The sequence below is a fragment of the Rhizobacter sp. P3_B12 genome, assembly GCF_056402895.1.
The window spans coordinates 1-23278 of record NZ_JBFUGN010000011.1 but is presented as its reverse complement, the minus strand read 5'-3'; the positions used below and the strand labels follow the sequence as shown (position 1 = coordinate 23278).

Annotated in this window: 24 protein-coding genes; 7 read left to right on the top strand and 17 right to left on the bottom strand. The window is 69.0% G+C overall.

The window, feature by feature from the left end:
- Both AC1D01_RS01505 and AC1D01_RS01500 read right to left on the bottom strand, forming a co-directional pair.
- Positions 1–662, bottom strand: a 662-nt coding sequence (locus AC1D01_RS01505; protein ID WP_477864350.1) for a carbohydrate-binding protein, incomplete at its 3' end; no start/stop codon positions are given.
- 266 nt (positions 663–928) lie between these two features.
- The gene (locus AC1D01_RS01500; protein WP_477864349.1) at positions 929–2941 is read right to left on the bottom strand and encodes a glycoside hydrolase family 52 protein; all 2013 of its coding nucleotides are present in this window, start codon (positions 2939–2941) and stop codon (positions 929–931) included.
- A 106-nt stretch (positions 2942–3047) separates the two neighbouring features.
- Between AC1D01_RS01500 and AC1D01_RS01495 the strand changes: the two genes are divergently transcribed.
- Positions 3048–3911 (top strand): AraC family transcriptional regulator, encoded by an 864-nt coding sequence (locus AC1D01_RS01495; protein WP_477864348.1) that lies wholly within the window; start codon positions 3048–3050, stop codon positions 3909–3911.
- Here the strand turns inward: AC1D01_RS01495 and AC1D01_RS01490 are convergent, their stop codons facing one another.
- On the bottom strand, positions 3912–4388 hold the full coding sequence (locus tag AC1D01_RS01490; RefSeq protein WP_477864347.1) for a winged helix-turn-helix transcriptional regulator: 477 nt from the start codon (positions 4386–4388) through the stop codon (positions 3912–3914). It abuts the gene before it with no gap.
- Positions 4389–4493: 105 nt separating this feature from the next.
- On the opposite strand from AC1D01_RS01490, the gene AC1D01_RS01485 reads away from it, so the two are divergent.
- Positions 4494–5429 carry an NADP-dependent oxidoreductase gene (locus tag AC1D01_RS01485; RefSeq protein ID WP_477864346.1) on the top strand — a complete coding sequence of 312 codons (936 nt, stop codon included), beginning with the start codon at positions 4494–4496 and terminating at the stop codon, positions 5427–5429.
- A gap of 11 nt (positions 5430–5440) precedes the next feature.
- Here the strand turns inward: AC1D01_RS01485 and AC1D01_RS01480 are convergent, their stop codons facing one another.
- The 12 genes from AC1D01_RS01480 to AC1D01_RS01425 all read right to left on the bottom strand — a co-directional run bounded on the left by AC1D01_RS01480 (position 5441) and on the right by AC1D01_RS01425 (position 15610).
- Positions 5441–6145 (bottom strand): amino acid ABC transporter permease, encoded by a 705-nt coding sequence (locus AC1D01_RS01480; RefSeq protein WP_477864345.1) that lies wholly within the window; start codon positions 6143–6145, stop codon positions 5441–5443.
- A gap of 19 nt (positions 6146–6164) precedes the next feature.
- Positions 6165–6860, bottom strand: coding sequence for an amino acid ABC transporter permease (locus AC1D01_RS01475; RefSeq protein WP_477864344.1), 696 nt, complete (start codon positions 6858–6860; stop codon positions 6165–6167).
- A gap of 24 nt (positions 6861–6884) precedes the next feature.
- Positions 6885–7250 (bottom strand): HepT-like ribonuclease domain-containing protein, encoded by a 366-nt coding sequence (locus tag AC1D01_RS01470; protein ID WP_477864343.1) that lies wholly within the window; start codon positions 7248–7250, stop codon positions 6885–6887.
- Positions 7247–7537 (bottom strand): nucleotidyltransferase family protein, encoded by a 291-nt coding sequence (locus AC1D01_RS01465; protein WP_477864342.1) that lies wholly within the window; start codon positions 7535–7537, stop codon positions 7247–7249. Before AC1D01_RS01465 ends, AC1D01_RS01470 begins: the two co-directional genes overlap by 4 nt.
- A 137-nt stretch (positions 7538–7674) precedes the next feature.
- Positions 7675–8508 carry an ABC transporter substrate-binding protein gene (locus tag AC1D01_RS01460; protein ID WP_477864341.1) on the bottom strand — a complete coding sequence of 278 codons (834 nt, stop codon included), beginning with the start codon at positions 8506–8508 and terminating at the stop codon, positions 7675–7677.
- A 115-nt stretch (positions 8509–8623) separates the two neighbouring features.
- On the bottom strand, positions 8624–9799 hold the full coding sequence (locus AC1D01_RS01455; protein WP_477864340.1) for a cystathionine gamma-synthase: 1176 nt from the start codon (positions 9797–9799) through the stop codon (positions 8624–8626).
- Positions 9796–11169 carry a pyridoxal-phosphate dependent enzyme gene (locus AC1D01_RS01450; RefSeq protein ID WP_477864339.1) on the bottom strand — a complete coding sequence of 458 codons (1374 nt, stop codon included), beginning with the start codon at positions 11167–11169 and terminating at the stop codon, positions 9796–9798. Before AC1D01_RS01450 ends, AC1D01_RS01455 begins: the two co-directional genes overlap by 4 nt.
- Positions 11170–11285: 116 nt before the next feature.
- A complete protein-coding gene (locus tag AC1D01_RS01445; RefSeq protein ID WP_477864338.1) occupies positions 11286–12965 on the bottom strand; it encodes a family 2A encapsulin nanocompartment cargo protein cysteine desulfurase in 1680 nt (559 codons plus the stop codon).
- A complete protein-coding gene (locus AC1D01_RS01440; protein ID WP_477864337.1) occupies positions 12965–13894 on the bottom strand; it encodes a family 2A encapsulin nanocompartment shell protein in 930 nt (309 codons plus the stop codon). Before AC1D01_RS01440 ends, AC1D01_RS01445 begins: the two co-directional genes overlap by 1 nt.
- Positions 13895–14022: 128 nt before the next feature.
- Positions 14023–14256, bottom strand: coding sequence for a helix-turn-helix domain-containing protein (locus AC1D01_RS01435; protein ID WP_477864336.1), 234 nt, complete (start codon positions 14254–14256; stop codon positions 14023–14025).
- A complete protein-coding gene (epsC, locus tag AC1D01_RS01430; RefSeq protein ID WP_477864335.1) occupies positions 14253–15140 on the bottom strand; it encodes a serine O-acetyltransferase EpsC in 888 nt (295 codons plus the stop codon). The genes AC1D01_RS01435 and epsC overlap by 4 nt, the downstream gene beginning before the upstream one ends.
- A gap of 2 nt (positions 15141–15142) precedes the next feature.
- Positions 15143–15610 carry a rhodanese-like domain-containing protein gene (locus tag AC1D01_RS01425; RefSeq protein WP_477864334.1) on the bottom strand — a complete coding sequence of 156 codons (468 nt, stop codon included), beginning with the start codon at positions 15608–15610 and terminating at the stop codon, positions 15143–15145.
- A gap of 197 nt (positions 15611–15807) precedes the next feature.
- Between AC1D01_RS01425 and tauA the strand changes: the two genes are divergently transcribed.
- From tauA to AC1D01_RS01400, 5 genes are read left to right on the top strand one after another with little or no spacing between them, the layout of a single operon-like run.
- Positions 15808–16827, top strand: coding sequence for a taurine ABC transporter substrate-binding protein (tauA, locus tag AC1D01_RS01420; RefSeq protein ID WP_477864333.1), 1020 nt, complete (start codon positions 15808–15810; stop codon positions 16825–16827).
- A 35-nt stretch (positions 16828–16862) separates the two neighbouring features.
- Positions 16863–17657, top strand: coding sequence for a taurine ABC transporter ATP-binding subunit (gene tauB / locus AC1D01_RS01415; RefSeq protein ID WP_477864332.1), 795 nt, complete (start codon positions 16863–16865; stop codon positions 17655–17657).
- Between the two features lie 7 nt (positions 17658–17664).
- Positions 17665–18534 (top strand): taurine ABC transporter permease TauC, encoded by an 870-nt coding sequence (tauC, locus tag AC1D01_RS01410; RefSeq protein ID WP_477864331.1) that lies wholly within the window; start codon positions 17665–17667, stop codon positions 18532–18534.
- Positions 18535–18539: 5 nt separating this feature from the next.
- A complete protein-coding gene (gene tauD, locus AC1D01_RS01405) occupies positions 18540–19373 on the top strand; it encodes a taurine dioxygenase (protein WP_477864330.1) in 834 nt (277 codons plus the stop codon).
- A gap of 7 nt (positions 19374–19380) precedes the next feature.
- Positions 19381–20376 (top strand): isopenicillin N synthase family dioxygenase, encoded by a 996-nt coding sequence (locus AC1D01_RS01400; protein WP_477864329.1) that lies wholly within the window; start codon positions 19381–19383, stop codon positions 20374–20376.
- A gap of 74 nt (positions 20377–20450) precedes the next feature.
- Here the strand turns inward: AC1D01_RS01400 and AC1D01_RS01395 are convergent, their stop codons facing one another.
- Both AC1D01_RS01395 and AC1D01_RS01390 read right to left on the bottom strand, forming a co-directional pair.
- Positions 20451–20897 (bottom strand): hypothetical protein, encoded by a 447-nt coding sequence (locus AC1D01_RS01395; RefSeq protein ID WP_477864328.1) that lies wholly within the window; start codon positions 20895–20897, stop codon positions 20451–20453.
- Between the two features lie 28 nt (positions 20898–20925).
- Positions 20926–23265, bottom strand: coding sequence for an RHS repeat domain-containing protein (locus AC1D01_RS01390; RefSeq protein ID WP_477864327.1), 2340 nt, complete (start codon positions 23263–23265; stop codon positions 20926–20928).
- Positions 23266–23278: the final 13 nt, after the last annotated feature.

Here is a 23278-nt window from a genome sequence, read left to right as displayed (position 1 = left end):
CCGGCCGGCAGGTCGCCCGCGGGAGCGGGAGCCGGTGCCGGGGCAGGCGCGGGGGCAGGTGCGGGCGCAGGCGACGGTGCGGGGGCCGGTGCCGGCGCCGGGGCGGTGCTGCAGTTGCCGGTCGGCGTCCACGGTTGGCCGCTGCCGGTCGGGCCGCTGTTGGTGGACGGGTTGTTGCCCTGCGTCCACCAGTTGGCCTTGTAGTTCACGCCGTTGACGCTGACGAGCGCGCCGCCGTTGTAGGCGGTGCTGGCCGACCACGGCATCGCGCAGGTCCCGGGCGCGGGTGCGGGCGCCGGGCTCGGTGCGGGGGCCGGCGCAGGGGCGGGAGCAGGTGCCGGAGCGGGCGCCGGTGCAGGGGCCGAGCCGGTCGGCGACCACAGCGTCGGCGTTGCGGCCGGGTTCCAGTTGGTGCCGGCCCACGCGGTGTGGGTCACGAGGGCGACGTACAGCACCCCGTTGTAGCTGACGATGGTGCCGGCGGTGTAGGTCACGCCTTCTTTCCAGGCCGGGGCCGTCGTGGCCTGCGCCAGCAGCATCCCGTCGAACGACGACGCCTGTGCGGCCACGGCCGCCGTCGCCGGCTGCAGGCTCGCTGCCTGCACCTGCGACCACAGACCGCCGATGGCCACGGCCACCACGGTCATTCCCACGCTCTTCATGATCTGTCCCTTTCAGTGTTGTTGACAACGGAGCACTGAGGGAATTTTCGAAGCCGCCTTCAGCGGCATCGACTTGTGTCTTGCAACAAGATGCGAGCGCTTTCAGAAACGTAACGGTGCTGGCTCCAGCCGCCAAGCCGGTGTCATCGGACGCCAATGCAAGCGATCAACAGGTATTAGATTGGTTATGTACCGGTCTGGTTTGGTATTTATTCTGTCGCACTGCTTACGTTTGGTTTCAAACAAGGCGACCGGTGTGAACCCGGTCAACCCTCGGTCAGCCAGATCTGGCTGCTGACGCCGCGCGGGTAGTACTTGGCGGCGAACACCAACCCGTTCTTCACCTGCTCGCTCCAGCAGTGGACGCTGAGCTCGGGATGCAGCTGCCAGGCGGCGTGGGCCTCGTCGGCGCGGGCGCCGGCGGCGCCCAGGTCCATCTGCAGGATCTCGCGGGCGACGAACTGGCAGACGTAGGCCTTGGCCGGGAAGGTGTTGTCGCTGCGCGAGGTGATGCGCCAGCCGCCGTCGGGGAACAGGCAGGTGTCCTCGCGCAGCACGTGCTCGCCGACATGGCGCTTCAGCGCGGCGAGGTACGGCGCGTACTCGCCGCCCGGTGCCAGCGCGTCGCGGCAGCCGGCGAACCACGGGTAGGCCAGCGCCTCGATCACCGGCAGGATCACCGCGTCGTCGTCGGGCGCCTCCAGCAGCGCCGGGATCAGGCCGTCGGGCCGGGCCGCTGCCACCACCGTCGCGGCGGCGCGCCGGGCCTGCAGGTGGGCCCGCTCGGCCAGCGCCGGCCGGTCGAGCTGCACGAACAACTGTTGCAGGATGACGTGCGCCGCCCACGCCTTGCCGGCGATGTAGGTGTTGCCGGCCGCCTGGCCGAGCGACGGGTCGAGGCAGTCGTAGGTGGTGATCTCGCGCCCGCCTTCGCAGCGGCTGCTGTCGGCACGCGGCACGCCGTTGCGCTGCGCCGGTTCGGCGTGGTCGCGCCGCTCCAGGCTCTGCAGGCAGCGCTCCAGCAACGCGGCATGGCGCCGTGCCCAGGCGGGGTCGCGGCCCTGGTGCACGTAGAGGCCGGCGCACAGCGTCCAGTTCAGCAGCTCTTCGGTGGTCATCTGCGAGAAGCAGCCGGTCAGCCCGGCACGCTCGTAGGCCGAGCGGCCCGGCGGCGCGAAGATGCCGTCGACGCCCATGTCGTGCGTGAAGCTGACGCCGTGCTCGTCTTCGTACGCGTAGCCGGCGGCGTACTGGTCGAGCACGTTGCGGATGGTCCACGGGTGGTGCAGGCCCTCGTACAGCGAGTGGTCGGACACCAGGTCGAGCGTGTTCAGCATGTTGTACTCGCCCTCGTTGACGACCCACAGCGCGCGGCCGTCGYGTTCGAGCAGCTGGGTCGAGTAGAGGTAGGAGCGGGTCGCGTGCGCGACCGTGAAGCGCTGCGCCGGCGACAGCGCGAAGCGCGCGACCGACTCCACCGAATCGAACCAGCGGTTGTAGAGCTGGCGCGTCGCGATGCCGCCGGTGACGACGCCGGCGCGGTGGAAGCAGAACGCGAAGCGCAGCGTGCGCCGCTCGCCGGCCGGCACCTCGGCGCAGACCAGCCCCCAGCGGCCGAGCATCGTCGCGCGGTTGCTCGCGTGGCGGTCGCCCAGCACCGCGAGCGGGTCGAAGCCGATGCCGGACCAGGCGCCGGGCGCGTCGGTCGCGAAGCCTTGTTCCAGGCCGTCGCCGATGCCGGCACCCTGCTCCAGCGACAGGTGCCGCATGCCGCGCAGTGGGTCGATGCCCGACAGCCCGACCGCGACCCGCCGGGCCCGCGTGCCGGCCCGGTTGTCGACCTCGATCTCGGCGCGCACCGCGGGCACGAAGGCGCGCTTCGCGGCCAGCGGCTCGCCGGCATCGGGGTCCGGCAGGTCACGCACCGGCGTGTACAGCGTGAAGCGCAGGTCGCCCGCCTGCCAGCTGTCGGTGGCGAGCGAGAACTCGCGCTGCACCTCGTCCAACCCGAAGAGGCGCGCGCCGAGGCCGGAGGCGCCCAGGAACGAATCACCCTGGTCGCTGACGAAGCGCTGGCGCTCCGCATCGTCCGGGGGCTCGCAGAACGGCAGCGTCTCGAACAGGCCGGGCTGCTGCGCCGATTCGAGCGCGACCAGCACCGACTGGCCGGGCGCGCCGCACAGCTCGAGATCCATGCCGCCGCGGGCACCGGGGAAACCGAGCGTCAGGCTGGCGTGGGCGCCGACGGGCGCGTGTTGTGTGTTGAAAAAGCGGTTCATCGGCAGCCTCGGTGTAAGGTCGCGATTCTGCGAGCGCCGCCCGTGCCGGGCCATGTCCCGATGCGGGACGGGCTTGCCCTGAGCCGCGACGATCGATTCACCCTTCATGTACCCCGTCCGCCCCGAGACCACCCTGCCGGACTACGCCAAGCAGCCGGATGTGCGCACCACCGTCACGATGACCGATGCGCACACGCGCCGCGTCGGCCCGCGCTGGCAGTACCCGCGCCACGACCACCCGTACTTCGAGCTGTGCCTGCTGCTCGCGGGCCAGCAGCAGGTGCGGCTGACCGGCCGCACGCTCGCGCAGCAGGCCGGCGACCTGCTGCTGATCACGCCGTTCGAGGCGCATGCGTCGAGCACGCCGGTCGCGGCGCGCCTGTACTGCGTGCACTTCGACCTCGACGACCTGGAGCTGCGCCGCCTGCTGTGCCGTGCCGGCACGCGCATCTTCGCGGCCGACAGCGCGCTGACGCAGCGGCTGCAGCCGGCGCTGCAGCGCATGCTGGCGCTGGCGGCCGACCATGCGGCACTGTCGCCGCTGGTGCACCGGCTGGAGCTGGGCGCGTCGCTGATGACCTTGTTCGCCGCGCTGACGCGCGGGCTCGAAGAAGAGGAGATCGCCGGTGCGCCGGTGCCGCAGCTCGCACTGCAGACCGCCGGCCGGCTGGCCGAGCTGATCGAGCGCGAGGTGCAGAGCGGCGGCGCCGAGACCTCGCTCGAGGCCGCGATCCGGCGCCTGGGCTACACGCCGGACCACGGCAACGCCCTTTTCCGGCAGGTGTACGGCATGTCGGCACGCCAGTACCGCTCGACGCTGAAGCTGCGCCGCGCGAAGCTGCTGCTGATGGATGCGCAGCTGAGCATCGCCGAGGTCGGCGAGCGGCTCGGCTATGCGAGCGGCGCGCACTTCAGCCGGCAGTTCAAGCGCTGGTGCGGCGTGGCGCCGATGGACTACCGGCGCGCCTGATCAGCGCGCCAGCCGGCGGCCGCTGCGCACCGTCGTCGTGCCGGCCTCGGCCACGGGGTCGGCAGCCTTGTCGTAGTCGCGCCGCGCCAGCATCACATCACCCATGTGCACCTCGGCCCAGCGGCACATCTGGCCGGTGACCGCGGTGATGCTGTCGCCCAGCGGCGTCAGCGCGTACTCGACGCTGGGCGGCGTGGTCGCGTAGACGGTGCGCGTGACCAGGCCGTCGCGCTCGAGCGAGCGCAGGCTCTGCGTCAGCATCTTCTGCGTCACGCCTTCGATCTCGCGGCGCAGTTCGCCGAAGCGCATCGGCCCCGGCCCGAGCGACCAGATCACCAGCAGCGTCCACTTGTCGGCCAGCAGCTCGATCACGCTGCGCGACGGGCAGCGGGCACTCAAGGCATCGCCGGCCGGCAGCTTGCGCAGCTTCGCGCGCGACATCGCGTCGTAGTTGACATCGACAGAGGTGGTATCCATCAGGTACCTATCACACCCGCGGGTGCCTTCTTTACGGGAGAAACCAGGGCGCCAATCATGCCAGCACGGGCCCGCTTCCGGGCCATCCAACCGAAGGAGAAATCCATGCAAGGCGTGATCCAGCACCGCTTCGGCGGCCCCGAGGTCCTCGAGTTCGCCGAGCTGCCGCGCCCGCAGCGGTTCCTCACCGAGCTGCTGCTGAAGGTGCACGCGGCGAGCGTCAACCCGGTCGAGACCTACGTGCGCAGCGGCGACTTCCCGCTGCTCGGCGCGCCACCGTTCGTGCTGGGCTGGGACGTGTCCGGCGTGGTCGAGGAGATCGAGGCCGGCTCGACCCGCTTCCAGGTCGGCGACGAGGTGTTCGGCCTGCCGCTGTTTCCGCGCGCTGCCGGTGCGTACGCCGAGTACGTGGCGGGCCCGACGCGGCAGTTCTGGCGCAAGCCGGCGCGGCTGAGCCATGCGCAGGCGGCCGCGTTGCCGCTGGTCGGGCTGACGGCGCTGCAGGCGCTGAGCGACCTCGCGCAGCTGCAGCCGGGCCAGCGCGTGCTGATCCATGCGGCCGGCGGGGGCGTCGGCCACGTCGCGGTGCAGATCGCGAAGGCGCTCGGTGCCCACGTCATCGGCACCGCCAGCGCGGGCAAGCACGCCTTCCTGCGCGGGCTGGGTGCCGACGAGCTGATCGACTACCAGGCGGTCGACTACACGCAGGCCGTGCGCGACGTCGACGTGGTGTTCGACCTGCTGGGCGACGGCCACGCGCAGCGCTCGCTCGCGGTGCTCAAGCCGGGCGGCATCGTGGTGACCGCGGTGCTGCGATCGGCGGCTGGCATGCCGGCGCTGGCCGCCGCAGCGGGCAAGCGCTTTGCCGGTGTCGCGGTCGAGCCGGACGGCGCCGGCCTGCAGCGCCTGGCCGAGTGGGTGGATGCCGGCCAGCTGACGCCGCACGTCAGCCACGAACTGCCGCTGCGCGAGGCCGCCCGCGCGCACGAGCTGGTCGCGCAGGGCAACACGCTGGGCAAGATCGTGCTGAAGGTGGCGTGAAGGTCGCCTGATCAGCCCGGTTGGTGTCGCGGCCCGGGATTGCCCTGGGCCAGCCGTCTCTCCATCGCATACGCCACGCGCGACAGCCCGAAGCACAGCACGAAGTAGGTGAGGGCCAGCGTCGCATACACCTGCACCGGCTTCGTGAACACCTGCGTGTTGATCTGCGTCGTGATGAAGGCCACTTCGGTCAGCCCGATGATGTAGCCGAGCGAGGTCTCCTTGATCGTCGAGACGAACTGGTTCACCAGCGACGGCAGCATGTGGCGCAGCGCCTGCGGCAGGATCACGTAGCGCAGCGCGCCGAAGCGGTTGAAGCCGAGCGAGCGCGCCGCATCCATCTGGCCGTTCGGGATGCCGCGCACGCCGGCGCGCACGATCTCGGCGATGTAGACGCCGTCGAACACCACCAGCGCGATCAGCATCGTCGTGAACTGGTCGGTCTTGTGGCCGGTGACGCTGGGCAGGAAGAAGTAGGCCCAAAACACCACCATCAGCAGCGGGATGCCGCGCACCACGAACACCAGCGCGGTGACCGGCCAGCGCAGCGCGCGGTGCTCGCTGATGCGGGCGAGCCCCAGCAGCAGCCCGAGCGGGAACGCCAGCACCAGCCCGAGCGCGGCCAGCAGCACCGTCAGCGCGAGCCCGCCCAGCGGCCCGTTCGGGTACTGGCCGATCAGGAAGTAGAGCCAGTAGGTCTGGATCAGCTCGATCATCGCGGCCTCATCCTCGGCATCACCGCGAACGCACCGGGTAGCGGTGCTGGTACCAGCTCGCGAGGCCGGTGATGGTGAGCGAGATCGTCAGGTAGGCCGCGGTCGCGAACGCGAAAGCCTCGACGCTGCGGAAGGTGGCCGATTCGACCTGGGCCGCGCGGTACATCATCTCGGCCACGCCGATCACGGTGGCGATGCTGGTGTTCTTCCACAGGTTCAGCGTCTGCGAGATCAGCGGCGGCACCGTGATGCGCACCGCCTGCGGCAGGATCACCAGCTGCATCGACTGCAGAAAACCGAGCCCGAGCGCGCGGCTCGCCTCCATCTGCCCCGGCGGCACCGCGCGGATGCCGCTGCGGATGTCCTCGGCCATGTAGGCGGCGGTGTAGAGCGTGAGCGCCGCCACCGCGCTGATCGCCTCGATGTTGGTGGCGTACAGCCGCTGCTTCAGCGCCTCGGGCAGCATCTCGGGCGCGCCGAAGTACCAAAACAGCATGTGCGCGAGCAGCGGCACGTTGCGGATCGCCTCGACGTACGAGACGCCGATCGCGCGCAGCAGCCGCGACGGCGACAGCCGCAGCATCGCGACCGTGGTGGCCAGCGGCACCGCCAGCACCAGCGTGACGGCCGTCAGCTGCAGCGACAGCACGAAGCCGGCCACCAGCGCATCGTGGTACTGGCCGGACAGCAGCAGGGAGAAATCGAAAGACGGCACGGGGACGGCGGTTCGGGGTGGATCTCAGCGAGGGGGCATGCCGGCCTGTGCTTCCCTGATCCGCACGAGAAGGTCGGGAAGGTCGCCATGAATGGTCTTCCAGACGATCTCGAAATCCACCTTGAAATAGCCGTGGGCGAGGGCATTGCGCATCTGGTACGCGAACGCGAGAGGCAACTCGGGGTGTTGGGCAGCGAATTCGGGGAAGTGCTTTTCGATGTTGTTGCTGGCCTCGCCGATGATCTCCAGATTGCGGACCACTGCATCCTGGACCAGTTGGTCGTTCAGGAACGCCGTCTCGTCCATGTCTCCTGTGTAGCGGTCGATCCGCTCGATGGCTTCCCCGATGTGCGCGAGATAGTCGGCAAGCCGTTGCGGGCCGTGACTCATACAGGACGAGCTTCCGCGAGCACCGCGGCACGAAACTTGTCAGGCAAGGCGTTGGGCGTCAGGACATCCACTGAAACTCCGAGCAGTTGGCCCAACTCGTGGCGGATGGCCCCGATGTCGAACAGCGTGGTGTCCGGCGTGGGATCGATGAGGATGTCCAGGTCACTGCCGCTGGTGTCAGTGCCGTGCAGAACGGAGCCGAACACCCGGGCATTGCGCGCGCGATGAGCCGCGACGACGCGGCGGATGGCGTCGCGGTGCGAGTCCAGGGCTTCAGAGGGCTTCATGCGTTCTCCCACAACAGGTTCAGCGCCGTGCTGCTTCTGCACACCCGCATTTGACAACACATGCAAAAGCCCCGCCCTCTTGCAAGAGCGAGGCTCATGAGTATCGCGTCAGAAATGGATGGGCGAGCGCAGGCTCGTCAGCCGTCAATCTTGTCGGACACAAACTTGAAATCGCGGGTCTGGAACTTCAGCCGCGTGTTCGGCCCGTACCACTTCTGGAACAGCTTGTCGGCTTCGCCCGACTTCTCCAGGTCGCGCAGCACGCCGTCGACGACGCCCTTCACGCCGGCCTCGCCCTTGCGGATGCCCAGCGCCAGCGCCTCGGTGCTGATGCTCTGCGGGATGATCAGGTAGTTCTTCGCGGCCGGGCCGAGCTTGCCGAAGTCGTCGATCAGCGAGGCCTCGTCATTGACGTAGCCCACGCCCTTGCCCTGCTGCAGCGCGAGGAAGGCCTGCTGCGTGGTCTCGAAGGTCACGACGTCGACGGTGGGCACCGCCTTGCGGATGTTCGGCTCCTGCGTGCCGCCCTTGACGGTCAGCACCTTCTTGCCGCCCAGCTGCGCCAGCTGCGAGATGCCGCTGTCCTTCTTCACCAGCACCTTCTGGCCGGTCACGAAGGTGGTCAGCGAGAAATCGATCAGCGCCTCGCGCTCCTTGTTGTGCGTGAGCGAGGCGGCCAGCAGGTCGACGCGGCCCTGCTGCAGCTCGGGGATGCGCGCGGCCACGGCCAGCTGCTTGAACACTGGCTTCACGCCCAGCTTGGCGGCGATCGCGCGGCCGATGTCGACCTCGTAGCCGACCACGTCGCGGGTCTTCGGGTCGACGAAGCTGTTCGGCTCGTCGGTGCCGAGCACGCCGATGACGATCTCGCCCTTCTTCTGGATGTCGGCGAGCTGGTCGGCATGGGCGCCGACCGAGAACACCGCGGCGGCGGCCGCGACCAGCGTGGACAGGAACAGGCGCTTTTGCATGGGGTTTCTCTTCAGCATGTTGTTGGAATCAGGGTTCGCAGACTACCGAAGCCCGGCCGATCCGCGAACGACTGAATCCGGATAAGCAAAGGCGTGTCGGTTGGATGACGCCCGATCAGATGCGCGCCAGCGCGCCTTCGAGGTCGGCGCGTTGGTCAGCCAGGTCCTCGATGCCGACGCTCAGCCGCACCAGCGCATCGCTGATGCCCAGCTGCGCGCGCTGCTCGGCCGGAATCGTCGCGTGCGTCATCAGCGCCGGGTGCTCGATCAGGCTCTCGACGCCGCCCAGGCTCTCGGCCAGCGAGAACACCTCGCAGGCCTCGAGGAAGCGGCGCGAGCCGGCCAGGTCGGTCTTCAGCGTGACCGACACCATGCCGCCGAAGCCCTGCATCTGGCGCTTCGCCAGCGCATGCTGCGGGTGCGATTCGAGGCCCGGGTAGTGCACGCGCGCGACCTTCGGGTGGCGCTCCAGCCACTGCGCGAGTTCGGAGGCGTTCTCCGAATGACGCTGCATGCGCAGCGCGAGCGTCTTGATGCCGCGCAGCGTCAGGAAGCTGTCGAACGGCCCGGCGATCGCGCCGACCGCGTTCTGCAGGAAGCCCAGGCGCTCGGCATGGCCGGCCGCTTCGGCGCGCTGCCCGACCACGGCCACGCCACCGATGACGTCCGAGTGCCCGTTCAGGTACTTGGTGCTCGAATGCACGACCACGTCGAAGCCCAGCTCCAGCGGCCGCTGCACGTACGGGCTCGCGAAGGTGTTGTCGGCCACCGCCAGCAGGCCGTGCTCGTGCGCGATGCGGGCGATGGCCTCCAGGTCGGTCAGTTTCAGCATCGGGTTGCTCGGCGTCTCGACCCAGACCAGCTTCGTCTCGGGCCGGATCGCGGCGCGCAGCGCCTGCGGATCGGACAGATCGACGAAGCTGAACCGGTGGCCGGCGCTGCGCGTGCGCACCTTGTCGAACAGGCGGAAGGTGCCGCCGTACAGGTCGTCGCTCGCGACGATGTGCGCGCCGGCGTCCAGCAGCTCCAGCGTGGTCGAGATGGCAGCCAGCCCGGATGCGAACGCGAACGCGCGCGTGCCGCCTTCGAGGTCGGCGACACAGCGCTCCAGCGCCCAGCGCGTCGGGTTGTGCGAGCGGCCGTAGTCCAGGCCCTTGTGCACGCCGGGGCTCTGCTGCACGTAGGTCGAGGTGGCGTAGATCGGCGGCATGATCGCGCCGGTCGTCGGGTCGGGCGACTGCCCCGCGTGGATCACGCGGGTGGCGAACTGGTGGGTGTCCTTGGAGCTCATCGGCGTGCCTTGCGGAGGTGGTTCAGGAGATCGAAGCGGGTGATCAGGCCGTGGAATGTATCGCCGTCGGCGACGATCGCGACCAGGCCGCGGTCCAGCACCTGGCGCAGCGCGGCGATGCTCGAGCCGGGGCGCAGCGTCTCCAGCGCGGCGCTCATCGCCGAGCTGACGGTGTTGGCGTAGTGCGCCGGGTCGCCCTGCAGCTGCATCAGCACGTCGGACTCGTCGATCACGCCGGCGAGCCGCGTGCCGTCGAGCACCGGCAGCTGCGACACGTCGGCCAGCCGCATGCGCTGGAACGCGGTCAGCAGCGTGTCGTCGGGCGTCACGCTGACGACGCCGCCCTCGTCGGGCCGGCGCGCGACGATGTCGCGCAGGTCGCCGTACTGCGTGCGGGCCAGCAGGCCCTCGTCGATCATCCAGCTGTCGTTGTAGACCTTCGACAGGTAGCGCGTGCCGGTGTCGCACACGAAGGTGGCGACGCGCAGCGGCTTGGTCTGCGCGCGGCAGAAGCGCAGCGCGGTGGCCAGCAGCGTGCCGGTCGACGAGCCGCCCATCAGCCCTTCGGTGCGCAGCAGCTCGCGCGAGGTCGCGAAGCTCTCTTCGTCCGAGATGGAATACGCATGCTTGATGCCCGACAGGTCGGCGATCGGCGGGATGAAGTCTTCGCCGATGCCCTCCACGGCCCACGAGCCGGCCGGGCCATGGGTGCCGGTCAGCACCTGGTCGGCGAGGATGGAGCCCACCGGGTCGGCGAGCACGAATTCGAGCTTCGGCTGCACGCCGCGGAAGTAGCGCGTCAGCCCGGTCAGCGTGCCCGACGAGCCGACGCCGACGACGATCGCGTCGAGGTCGTGGCCGCTCTGCTCCCACAGCTCGGGGCCGGTGCCGCGTTCGTGCGCGAGCGGGTTGTTCGGGTTGTTGAACTGGTCGGCGAAGAACGAGTCGGGGATCTCCTTTGCGAGGCGCGCCGCGTAGTCCTGGTAGTAGGCCGGGTGGCCCTTGCCGACGTCGGAGCGCGTCGTGTGCACCTCGGCGCCGAGCGCCTTCAGGTGCAGCACCTTCTCGGTCGACATCTTGTCGGGCACGACCAGCACGACGCGGTAGCCCTTGGCACGCGCGACCAGCGCGAGGCCGAGGCCGGTGTTGCCGGCGGTCGCCTCGACGACGGTGCCGCCGGGGTGCAGCAGGCCGTCGCGCTCGGCGGCCTCGATCATCGAGACGCCGATGCGGTCCTTGATCGAGCCGCCGGGGTTCTGCGATTCGAGCTTCAGCAGCAGCGTGCACGGGCCGGTGTCGAGGCGCGTGACGCGCACCAGCGGCGTGTTGCCGATCAGGTCGAGCACAGCGGGGTGGGTGGTCGCGTTCATGTTTGTCTCCAGAATGGGCGAAGACGCGCGCCTCGTGAGCACGCGCCCCGTAGCCTGGATGCTAATCCGGGATGCATTTCGTCGAGGAGAACCCGGATTGGCATCCGGGCTACGGATCAGCGCTTGTTGGCGAGCTGTCGGATCACCGCGATGAACCGATCCACTTCGTCGCAGGTGTTGTAGAACGCCAGCGACGGCCGMACCRTCGCCTCGAGCCCGAAGCGGCGCAGGATCGGCTGCGCGCAATGGTGCCCGGTGCGCACCGCGATGCCCTCGCGGTTCAGCGCCTGCCCGACCTGCTCCGTCGAATACCCATCCAGCACGAACGACAGCACGCTCGCCTTGTCTTGCGCGGTGCCGACCAGCCGCACGCCGGGGATCGGCTGCAGCGCATGCGTCGCGTAGCCGAGCAGCGCGTGCTCGTACTGCGCGATCGCCTCCAGCCCGAGCCGCTGCACGTAGTCGATCGCGGCCCCCAGCCCGACCGCATCGGCGATGTTGCCGGTGCCGGCCTCGAAGCGCGTCGGCGCGCCGTGGTACACGGTCTTCTCGAAGGTGACGTCGGCGATCATGTTGCCACCGCCCTGCCAGGGCGGCATGTCTTCCAGGATCTCCTGCTTGCCGTACAGCACGCCGATGCCGGTCGGGCCGAACAGCTTGTGGCCGGAGAACACGAAGAAGTCCGCATCGATCGCGCGCACGTCGACCCGCATGTGCGACACCGACTGCGCGCCGTCGACCAGCGCCTTCGCGCCGGCCGCGTGGGCGAGCGCGACGATCTCCTGCACCGGCACCACGGTACCGAGCGCGTTCGACACCTGCGTCACCGCCACCAGCTTCGTCTTCGGCCCGAGCAGCTTGCGGTACTCGTCGAGCTTCAGTTGCCCGCGGTCGTCGACCGGGATCACGCGCAGCACCGCGCCCTTCTCGGCCGCCAGCTGCTGCCACGGCACGATGTTGGCGTGGTGCTCCAGGTGCGAGACGATGATCTCGTCGCCAGCGCCGATGTTCCTGGCGCCCCAGCTCTTGGCCACCAGGTTGATCGCCTCGGTGGTGCCGCGCACGAACACGATCTCGTCGACCGAGGCCGCGCCGAGGAAGCGCTGCACCGTCTTGCGCGCGCCTTCGTAGGCATCGGTCGCGCGCGCGGCCAGCTCGTGCGCCGCGCGGTGGATGTTCGAGTTCTCGTGTTCGTAGAAGTGGCTGATGCGGTCGATCACCGATTGCGGCTTCTGCGTGGTCGCGGCGTTGTCGAACCACACCAGCGGCCGGCCGTTGACGCGCTCCTGCAGGATCGGAAAGTCGCGCCGCACCGCGTTCACGTCGAAGGCCGGCTTCACCGGCGCGGCATGGGCCGGCTCGCCGAGCGCGCGCTGGCCCGGGTGGCGCGGCGTCTCGAGGAAGTAGAACGACGGCGTGGATGACGACAGAGCCGGCGCGACACCGGCGGCCGAGCTGCCGAAGCGGCCGTCCCAGGCCGGTGCCGCGCTGTAGCCCAGGTCGGGCACGCCGTTGCCGGCCGCCGCATGCGGCTGCGATGACGGCAGCTGCGCCGCGAGCGCAGCCGGATGCTGCGGCGAACTCGGCAGCAGGTTGCTGCCAGGCACGGCCGCCGTCAGCGGCTGCACGTTCGGCGTCGCCGGGCCGGTGCTGCCCGGCGGCGGCGTGAAGCCGGCCGGGTGTGCAKTCGCCGGCACCGACGGCACCGAAGACGGCACCGCGCCGGGCCAGTTCGCGAAGAGTTCCCCCGCCAGCTTCGCGATCGCTGCGGGGTCGAACGCGTCGATCGTGCTCATCACTTGTACGTGTCGGGATACTCGTGGAACTTGCCGATCTCGACATCCTCGAGCACGGCCAGCGCGTCGGGCACCTGCACCGCGAGCGAGCAGTACAGCGAGATCAGGTACGACGAGATCGCGTTGCGGTTGATGCCCATGAAGCGCACCGACAGCCCGGGGCTCTGCTCGCCGGCGAGGCCCGGCTGGTACAGCCCGACGACGCCCTGGCGCTTCTCGCCGACGCGCAGCAGCAGGATCTTGCTCTTGCCGTCGGCCACCGGTACCTTGTCGGACGGGATCAGCGGGATGCCGCGCCAGGTGATGAACTGCGAGCCGAACAGGCTCACCGTCGGCGGAGGCACGCCGCGGCGGGTGCATTCGCGGCCGAACGCGGCGATGGCCAGCGGGTGCGTCAGGAAGAACGCCGGCTCCTTCCAGACCTTGCTCAGCAGTTCGTCCAGGTCGTCGGGCGTCGGCGCACCGGTCAGCGGGAACACGCGCTGGTCGTCGGCGACGCTGGCCAGCAGCCCGTAGTCCGGGTTGTTGATCAGCTCGCTCTCCTGCCGCTCCTTGATGGTCTCGATCGTCAGGCGCAGCTGCTCCTTGATCTGGTCGTGCGGGCTGCTGTAGAGGTCGGAGATGCGGGTGTGCACGTCCAGCACGGTGCTGACCGCGTTCAGGAAGTACTCGCGCGGCTGCTCGTCGTAGTCGACATAGGTGCTGGGCAACTCGCCCTCGTCGCGCTGCGACGAGCAGGCCACCAGCACGTCCTGCGGGTTCTTGACGGTGTTCAGGCGGTAGATGCCGGCCTCGACGGGCACCCACTGCAACAGGTGCGTGAGCCAGCGCGGCGTCAGCGTCGCGAGGGTCGGCGCGGTCTTGGTCGCGTTGGCAAGTTGCCGGGCGGCGTGGTCGCCAAGGGCCAGCTGTTGCTGGGTGTCAGCCATGGAGGGACTCCTGAAACGAAAAACGAATGAAGTTATGCGGGGATCAGATAAGCGGCGGGAGTGTCGCCAGCGCTTGCGCGCCGATCAACCGGCTATCGCCATCAAAGGGTGACTCGTGCGTCATGTCATCAGGCGGGGGTCCCCAGTTCGAAGCGCGCGATCAGCGACGACAGGCTGATGCCCAGCGCCGCGGCGAGCTTGGCGGCGGTCTCGATCGACGGCATCACGGTGCCGCGCTCGATCTCGCCGAGGTAGGAGCGGTTCAGGTCGGCGCGGCCGGCCAGTTGCTCCTGCGACCAGCCGCGGTCCTCGCGGGTCACGCGCACGACCTGGCCGAAACGCTGTCGCAATGTCGAGGTCATGGCCGACGGTCCTGGCGAGTCGTCGCCTGCGTCACCTGGCTGCCCGGCGGCACGTCGTCAGTCACCCAGACGTTGCCGCCGATGGTGGAGCCGCGGCCGATCACGATGCGCCCGAGCAGCGTCGCGCCGGCGTAGATCACCACGTCGTCCTCGACCTGCGGGTGGCGCGCGAGGCCCTTGCGGATCTTGCCGTCGTCGTCGGTCGGGAAGCGCTTCGCGCCCAGCGTCACCGCCTGGTAGACGCGCACCCGCTCGCCGATCACCGCGGTCTCGCCGATCACGACGCCGGTGCCGTGGTCGATGAAGAAGCCGGCGCCGATGGTCGCGCCTGGGTGGATGTCGATGCCGGTGCGGCCATGCGCCAGCTCGGCGACGATGCGCGCCAGCAGCGGCACGCCCAGTTCGTACAGCCGGTGCGCGACGCGGTGGTGCACCATCGCATCGATGCCGGGGTAGCACAGCAGCACCTCGTCGACGCTGCGGGCGGCCGGGTCGCCGTGGAAGGCGGCCAGCACGTCGCTGTCGAGCAGGCCGCGGATCGCAGGCAGCGACGCGGCGAAGCGGCGCACCAGGTCTTCGGCATCGACCTCGTGCCGGCCGGCATGGCGCAGCTCGAGCCGCACCTGCGCGCACAGCGCATGCAGCAGCGTGTCGAGCGTGTGGCCGATGTACCAGTCCTCGCTGTCCTGGCGCAGGTCCGGCGGGCCGAGCCGCATCGGGAACAGCACGCCGCGCAGCGATTCGACGATGCCCTGCAGCGCTTCGCGCGACGGCAGTTCGCGGCCACCGGGCTCGCGCTGGCGTTGCTGCGACTCGCGCCAGCGGGTGCGCGCAGCGCGCAGGCCGGCGACGACGTCGGCCACGTCGAAGGCGGATGCCGACATGACTAGTCCTGGATCCACGGAAGCCCGTGGAAGCGCCAGCCGTCGTCATGGCCGCGCTGGCCCTGCGCATTCAGCTCGCCCTCGAAGCCTTCGCTGACGTTGAAGGCCTGCGCGAAACCGGCCTTGGTTGCGGCCTCGGCTGCTGCTGCCGAGCGCTTGCCGCTGCGGCACAGCAGCAGCACGACGGCGGGCTTGGCGACCTTGGCCTCCAGCTCGCGCACGAAGCGCGGGTTGCGCGTCAGGCTGGTGCCGGTGGCCCAGGGCACGTGCACGCTCTCGGCGACGTGGCCGACGAACTTGCGCTCCTCGGCGGTGCGCACGTCGACCAGCACGGCCTGGCCGCTGCGGGTCAGCGCCCAGGCATCGGCCGGCGACAGGCTGCCGGCGAACGGCAGCTTGCCGTCGCGGGCGCGCTGGCGGGCCTCTTCGAGCACGGTGGGGCGAGGAAATTCTGCGAGGACGGCGGACATGGCGGTCTCCTTCATCAATCGAGTCGGATGAAGGCTATCGCCACCAAATGCCGCGGCGAACGAAGAAAAGCGCGCTTCGATATCTGCCCGCGTCGTGTGTCGCATGAGCACATCCGAAAACCTTCGTTCGCCCGGCACGGGCCGCGCCGTACCGTGCAGTCCTTGAAGCGTTGCACCCCACACGAGGAGGAGAACCCATGACATACGCAGCACGTCGCGCCCTGGCCATCGCGCTGGGCTTGTTCGCCACTGCCGGCATCGCGCAGGCCCAGGTTCGCATCGCCTACCAGACCGTCGTCGAGCCTGCCAAGGTCGCGCAGGCCGACGGCCTGTATGAGAAAGCCACCGGCCAGGCCATCGAATGGCGCAAGTTCGAGAGCGGTGCCGAAGTGATCACCGCGGTCGCGTCGGGCGACATCCAGATCGGCTACGTCGGCTCCAGCCCGCTGGCCGCGGCCGCGAGCCGGGAGCTTCCGATCGAGACCATCCTGGTCGCCGCCGAGATCGGGAGCGCCGAGGCACTGGTCGTGCGCAACGGTTCGGGCATCACGAAGCCGGCCGACCTGGTCGGCAAGAAGGTGGCCGTGCCGTTCGTGTCGACCACGCACTACAGCCTGCTGGCCGCGCTGAAGCACTGGGGCATCGACGCGAAGAAGGTAAACGTCGTCAACCTGCGCCCGACCGAGATCACCGCGGCCTGGCAGCGCGGCGACATCGACGCCGCCTACGTGTGGGATCCGGCGCTCGGCAGGATCAAGGAGAGCGGCAAGCTGCTGACCAGCTCGGCCGAGGTGGCGACCTGGGGCGCACCGACTTTCGACGCGTGGATCGTGCGCCGCGACTTCGCGCAGAAGAACCCCGAGTTCGTCGCGCAGTTCGTGCGCATCACCGGCGAGGCGTATGCCGCCTACCGCAAGGATGCGTTGGCCTTCGTCGCGAACCAGGCCAACGTCGACAAGATCGTCAAGCTGACCGGTGCCGCCGCGGCCGACGTGCCCGAGCTGCTGGCCGGCTCGAAGTTCCCGACGCTCGCGGAACAGGCATCTCCCGCGCTGTTGGGAGGCGGAACGATCAAGGCACTCACCGACACCGCGAAGTTCCTGAAGGAGCAGGGCAAGGTCGACAAGGTGCTGGCCGACTACGGCAGCTATGTGAGCGTGAAGCACGTGCAGGCCGCGGCCAAGGCCTCGGGCCAGGCCGTCGCGGCAGCACGCTGACACGCCAACGAACAAGACACGAAGGAGTTCACGCCGTGGTCGAACTGCAGGCGGTCACTGTAGGGTACCGGGGTGCTGCAGGGTCGACCACGGCTGTGAACACCCCCGTGCTGGATGCCATCGACTGGCAGGTGCCGCCAGGGGCGCTGGCGGTGCTGCTGGGGCCTTCGGGCTGCGGCAAGTCCAGCTTGTTGAACGTCATCGCCGGCTTCGTGACACCCAGCGGCGGGCGGGTGTCGGTGTCGGGCCGGCCGATCACCGGTCCCGGCGCGGACCGCGGCGTCGTGTTCCAGGACGACGCGCTGCTGCCCTGGCTCGACGTGCTGAACAATGTCGCCCTGCCCTTGCGCCTGCGCGGTGGGGGCCGCGCTGCGCGCGAGGACAGGGCGCGCGGGTTCCTCGCGCTGGTCGGCCTGGAGGGCTGCGAGACGCGGCCGGTGTGGGAGCTGTCGGGCGGCATGCGCCAGCGCGTCGGCATCGCCCGCGCATTGGCGGCCGACCCCGAGGTGCTGCTGATGGACGAGCCGTTCGGCGCGCTCGATGCGCTGACGCGCGAGCGCATGCAGGAGCTGCTGCTGAAGGTCTGGCAGGCCACCGGCAAGACCATCGTGCTGGTGACGCACGGCGTCGAGGAGGCGGTGTTCCTCGCGACCGACCTGGTGGTGCTGTCGCGCCGGCCGGCGCGCATCGTGGAGCACCGTGCGCTGGACTTCGGCCGCCGCCATGCGCAGGGCGAGGCGGCGCGGGCGATCAAGTCGCTGCCCGAGTTCGTCGCGGTGCGCGAGCAGGTGCTGGGCGCGGTGTTCGCGCAGGATGAAGCGCTGCACTGAACCCACGATGGATGCCATTTCCCCGATGACGGTGCGCGTGCTGACGCAGCCCGCCGCGCTGGACGACGAGTCCGCCAGGCCGCCGGCCGCACGCGAGGCCACCGCGCCGCTGTGGTCGCGCCCCGTCGTGATCAGCCTGCTGAGCGTGCTGGTGCTGCTGGCCGCGTGGCAGGCGGTGACGGCGGCGCGCTGGATCGAGCCCCTCTTCCTGCCGCCGCCCGCCGCGGTGTGGGAGAAGTTCGTGCGCGTGGCCGGCGAGGGCTACATGGATGCCACGCTGTGGCAGCACGCCGGCGCGAGCCTCGCGCGCGTCGCGCTGGCGCTGGGCATCGCGGTGCTGACGGCCATCCCGCTCGGGCTGTGGATGGGCCTGTCGCCGACCGCACGCGGCGTGTTCGATCCGCTGATCGAGTTCTACCGGCCGGTGCCGCCGCTGGCCTACCTGCCGCTGATCGTGATCTGGTTCGGCATCGGCGAGCTGTCGAAGGTGCTGCTGATCACGCTCGCGATCTTTGCGCCACTGGTGATCGCGACCGCCACCGGCGTGCGCCAGGTCGACGAGACGCGCCGCCGCGCCGCGCAGGCCTTCGGCGCGACGCGCTGGCAGCTGCTGCGCCACGTGGTGCTGCCGACGGCGCTGCCGGAGATCCTGACCGGGCTGCGCGTCGGGCTCGGGGTCGGCTGGTCGACGCTGGTCGCGGCCGAACTGGTCGCCGCGACGCGCGGCCTGGGCTTCATGGTGCAGTCGGCCGCGCAGTTCCTGGCCACCGACATCGTGCTGCTGGGCATCTTCACGATCGCGCTGGTCGCGTTCGGGCTGGAGCTGGGCTTGCGGGCGCTGCAGCGGCGGCTGGTGCCGTGGCAGGGGCGGGGGTGATGGCGGTGGGTTTGCAGATCGCGCCGCTCGGCCCGGCGCTCGGCGCGCTGGTGTCCGGCATCGACCTGCGCGAGCCGCTCAGCGATGCCGCGCACGACAATCTGCTCGGCGCGCTGCTGCGCCACCATGTGCTGTTCTTCGAGAACCAGCCCGTCACGCCGCAGCAGCAGCGCGACCTGGCGGAGCGCTTCGGCGGCCTGCACATCCACCCGATCTACCCGCACGTGGCCGAGGTGCCCGAGATCATCGTGCTCGACACCGACGCGAAGAACCTGCCGGACAACGACAACTGGCACACCGATGTCACCTTCATCGAGACGCCGCCGATGGGCGCGCTGCTGTCGGCGCGGCAGCTGCCGCCGTCGGGCGGCGACACGCTGTGGGCGAGCGGCATCGCGGCGTTCGAGAGCCTGTCGGCACCGCTCAAGCGTATGCTCGATGGCCTGACGGCCGAGCACGACATGGTGAAGTCCTTTCCCGCGCACCGCTTCGCCCGCACGCCCGACGAGCGCGTGCGCTGGGACGACGCGCGCGCGAAGAACCCGCCGGTGATTCATCCGGTGATCCGCACGCACCCGGTCAGCGGGCTGCGCGGCCTGTTCGTCAACGAGGGCTTCACGACCCACATCGTCGAACTGGCCGCGAAGGAGAGCGACGCGCTGCTGCGGCTGCTCTTCGAGCACGTGGCCAAGCCGGAGCACACGGTGCGCTGGCGTTGGAAGCTGCACGACCTGGCCTTCTGGGACAACCGGCTGACGCAGCACTACGCCACCGCCGACTACCTGCCGCACCGCCGCGTGATGCACCGTGCGACGGTGCTGGGCGACAAACCGTTCTGATGCGCTGATGGCACTCTCGCTGCAGCAGCACGTGCCGGTGATCGACCTGGCGTCGCCGGAGCCCGAGGTGGCGCGGCGGATCGGCGAGGCCTGCCGCGCGCATGGCTTCTTCTACGTCGTCGGCCATGGCGTCGACGAGGCCTTGATGGACCGGCTGGAAGACCTGAGCCGCCGCTTCTTCGCGCTCGATGAGCCGACCAAGCTGCAATGGCGCATGGCGCTCGGTGGCAGGGCGTGGCGCGGCTACTTTCCTCTGGGCGGCGAGCTGACCTCGGGGCGGCCCGACTGGAAGGAAGGCCTGTACCTTGGCGAGGAACTCGGGGATGACGATCCGCGCGTGCAGGCGCGCATGCCGGTGCATGGGCGCAACCTGTTCCCCGAGCATCCGTCGCTGCCTGGCTTTCGAGAGACGCTGCTCGCGACGATGAGCGCGCTGACAGGCCTGGGCCACCGCGTGATGCGCGCCATCGCGCAGAGTCTGGCGCTGCCGCCCGGCTACTTCGCCGAGCGCTGCACCGCCGATCCGCTGATCCTGTTCCGCCTGTTCAACTACCCGACGCGGCCGGTGCCGGCCGGCACCGATGCGCAGTGGGGTGTGGGTGAGCACACCGACTACGGGCTGCTGACACTGCTGCGCCAGGACGACGTGGGCGGCCTGCAGGTCAATACGCGCGAGGGCTGGATCGAGGCGCCGCCGGTGCCGCGCAGCTTCGTCTGCAACATCGGCGACATGCTGGACCGCATGACGGGCGGGCTGTACCGCTCGACGCCGCATCGCGTGTGCCTGAACACCTCGGGCCGCGACCGCCTGTCGTTCCCGTTCTTCTTCGACCCGGCCTTCGACGTGCGGGTGCAGCCGATCGAGGGCCTGCCGCCGGCCGACGACGACAGTGCGACGCGCTGGGACCGCGCGAACCCGCATGCATTCGACGGGACGTATGGGGACTACCTGCTGGGGAAGGTGGGGAAGGTGTTTCCGCAGCTGAGGGATCAGGTGCTCTGACGCAGGGAAGAGCCTGTCGGATTGGATTTCTCCCAACCATGTTGAGAGCTTTGGTCCCGGAAGGCCTGCGCATTTCACGAGAACACGTCGAGGCCGTCTTCCGGCGATGTCAGGTGCAAGGCTTCGAAGAGGGTGCGGGGGGAGTCTGCCTGTTGCACCCGAAGCATGAGCTGATCCCACGAATCGTCGTCTAGCAGCCACTCATCGCGATGCGTTTCCCGATTCAGGCAGTCGAGGATCATCCGTCGGGTTTCTTCTAGGGGCGGCGTCTTCGCTTCTCCAAAGACGAGCGTGAGATGTCTCTCGCCGCCGAGCGTCAGCCATTCAAACGGCCATGGCAGCCCCGGATCGATGGACCTGCCCAGCAAGAAGTCAGCAATCGGAAGCACCGCGCCGCAGGGCAACAGGATCACAGCATCTGGATAGTCGGCCTTCAAGCGTCGGCGGCTCTTCTGGGTGCGTTCGAGCCCACGCTGATTCAACGGGAGGAGTGATCCCTTGTGCTGGTCGACCAGCAGCACGACAACGGGATCGGCGACTGCGCGTGGCCTATCGACACTCACAATCATCTCCTTGGCCCGATCCCAGGGCCGTCGTAGCCAGGCCGCCAGCAAGCTCACCAGCCCACAGCGGGCCGCCCAGCGGCGCGAGCGTCGGATGGCGCGAGAGCCAATTGTTGAACTGGGCACTGATCACGTTGACGTTCCACGGCTGATTCTTGACGGCGTCTGGCATGTGCCGTCCCAATCCCTGATTTCGTTCCAGAAGCCAATGGTGGGCATTGTGAGTACCGCCGTCATAGTCTTCGATATTTCGGCGATACCACCTGCGCCAGTTGGCGCCGTAGAGTCTGGATCCGGTCTTGATCTTGCCGGCCCCCTTCAGCAGACCGTTCAGCAGCCCTCCACCGGTCATGCTCAGGCCTACATCCATCCAGTTGACGCACTTCCAGCGGCCGCCGTTTTGGTAGAGCTGCCACGCGAGATCTGCTCCACCGAACACGATGCCCCAAGCGAAGAGGCCGTCGGGATCGACAAAGCTGACTGGATTCCCGTTCGCATAGGTGTACGTCGACAGGTTCCCGCCCATCAGCCCGATCGGGTCGCTCTGCGTGTACTGACCACCTTGTGGGCTGTAGTACCGAAACCCGTTGTAGAACAAGCCCGATTCCGCATCCGCGTATTGCCCAGGGAAGCGCAGGTTGAAGATGAAGTTTCCGAGCCCCTGTGGATTGGTCTCGGGCGCTGTCGTCCCGAAAGGCTCTGACCACCAACGCCAGCGCATCCGGTTGTGGAGGTCGACCACCACGCGTGGCGTGTCGATGTGATCAGCGTGGATGTAGAACACCTCGGGTGCGCCAGCCGGGTCAGCAGGGTCTGGCATGAAGACGGCGACCGGAGTGTCGTCCAGCCAGATGTATTCGCGCAGGGCCTTGCCGGTGTGATCGTATTCGCCGAGTAAATGACCGTCGGGGTCATAGACGAACACGGTGGTGTGTTCGACAGTTCGGTTGTCGGACTTGCGAATGCGCTGACCGAGCGCGTCATAGGCGTAGCTCGTCATCACGCCATTGCGGCTGAGGGTGGCTACCTGCCCTGCGAGGTTGTGGCCAACCACGAACGCTCGTCCTGCGCCGGTGAGTTCGGCCAGGTTTCCGGCTGCATCGTGTACCAGGCGGACCTCGGGATTGCTCACGGACAGCAGTCGATTGCTGGCCGGGTCGATGCCGTAGGTCTGCGAGTTGCCGTTGAGGCTGAGCAAGGTTCGGTTGCCGTTTGTGTCGTGCTCGATGCGCCAGCTTGCCGTTGTGGAGACGACTCCTGTCAGGTGGTCATTCGCATCGAAGCTGAACTGCTGGTCCAGCATCGGCCGCGCCGTGCCGTCGCGTGCCAAGTGAGTGAAGCTGACGATCCGATCGGCCTCGTCGTAGCGTAGGTCGCGTATCGCATCGCCCAGCGGATAGCGAACCAACCGTCCTGCCAGATCTCGCGTGCGGTCATGACGTATCGGGCCGGTCGCGGTCGCCCAGCTCCATCCGCGCACCGCGGCACCGAAGGGTTCCCAGGTCACTTGGCTGATGAGTGTTCTCGGCTGCGCTTCCGCTTGTGCCGCCAGTCCCATCGCCTCGATGCGCCCCGCGTTCCATGTGATGTGCAATTGGCGCCCGGACGGATACGTGATGCGTGTCAGCCGTGTTTGCACATAGCCGTACTCAGTGACGTGGATCAGCGCAACGGCATGAGCACCCGAGGCAGGCTCGATGCGCTGGGTGGCCTTCACCAGTTCGCGGCCTTCTCCGTAAAGGTATCGAGTGGATCCTGCAGGGAACGAGGTGCTCGTCAGGTTTCCGTGGCCGAAGCCGGACAGCGGCCCGGTCTCATCGTAGGTCCAACGCAGCACCTCGTCGGTCGCCCTGGCACGGCTGTAGCGCGCCAATGTCGGCCTGTGCTGCCAGTCGTGCTCGAACCAGCCGGCGACGCCGCGGCCGTCCAACGACTTCGCCAGATTGTGTGCGCCGTCGTAGTGAAACTCGGCCGTGCCGCCGTCCGGACTGATGATCTTTGCGATCCGACCCCAGCCATCGCGCTCGTAGCGAGTCGCCAAGTTGCGCGGGTCAATGACCTGCAGCGGCCGCCCAGCCGCGTCGTGGCCCAGACGGGTGGTGCCACCCGTGGGATCGGTGATCGTCTCGACGCGGCCCAACCTGTCGCGGCTCAGCCGCATCGACAGGTCGAGGGTGCCGCTGCCGCGCGCCATTCGCGTCATGCGGCCTTCGGCGTCGTACTCGTAGTCGGTGATCGATGCCGGAGAGTCCGGCACGGGCGGCAGAGGCTGTCCGACGGACAGCACCGGCGCACCGGTGACAAAAGCCAGCAGCAGCGTCTTCATGGCTGTGTCGCTC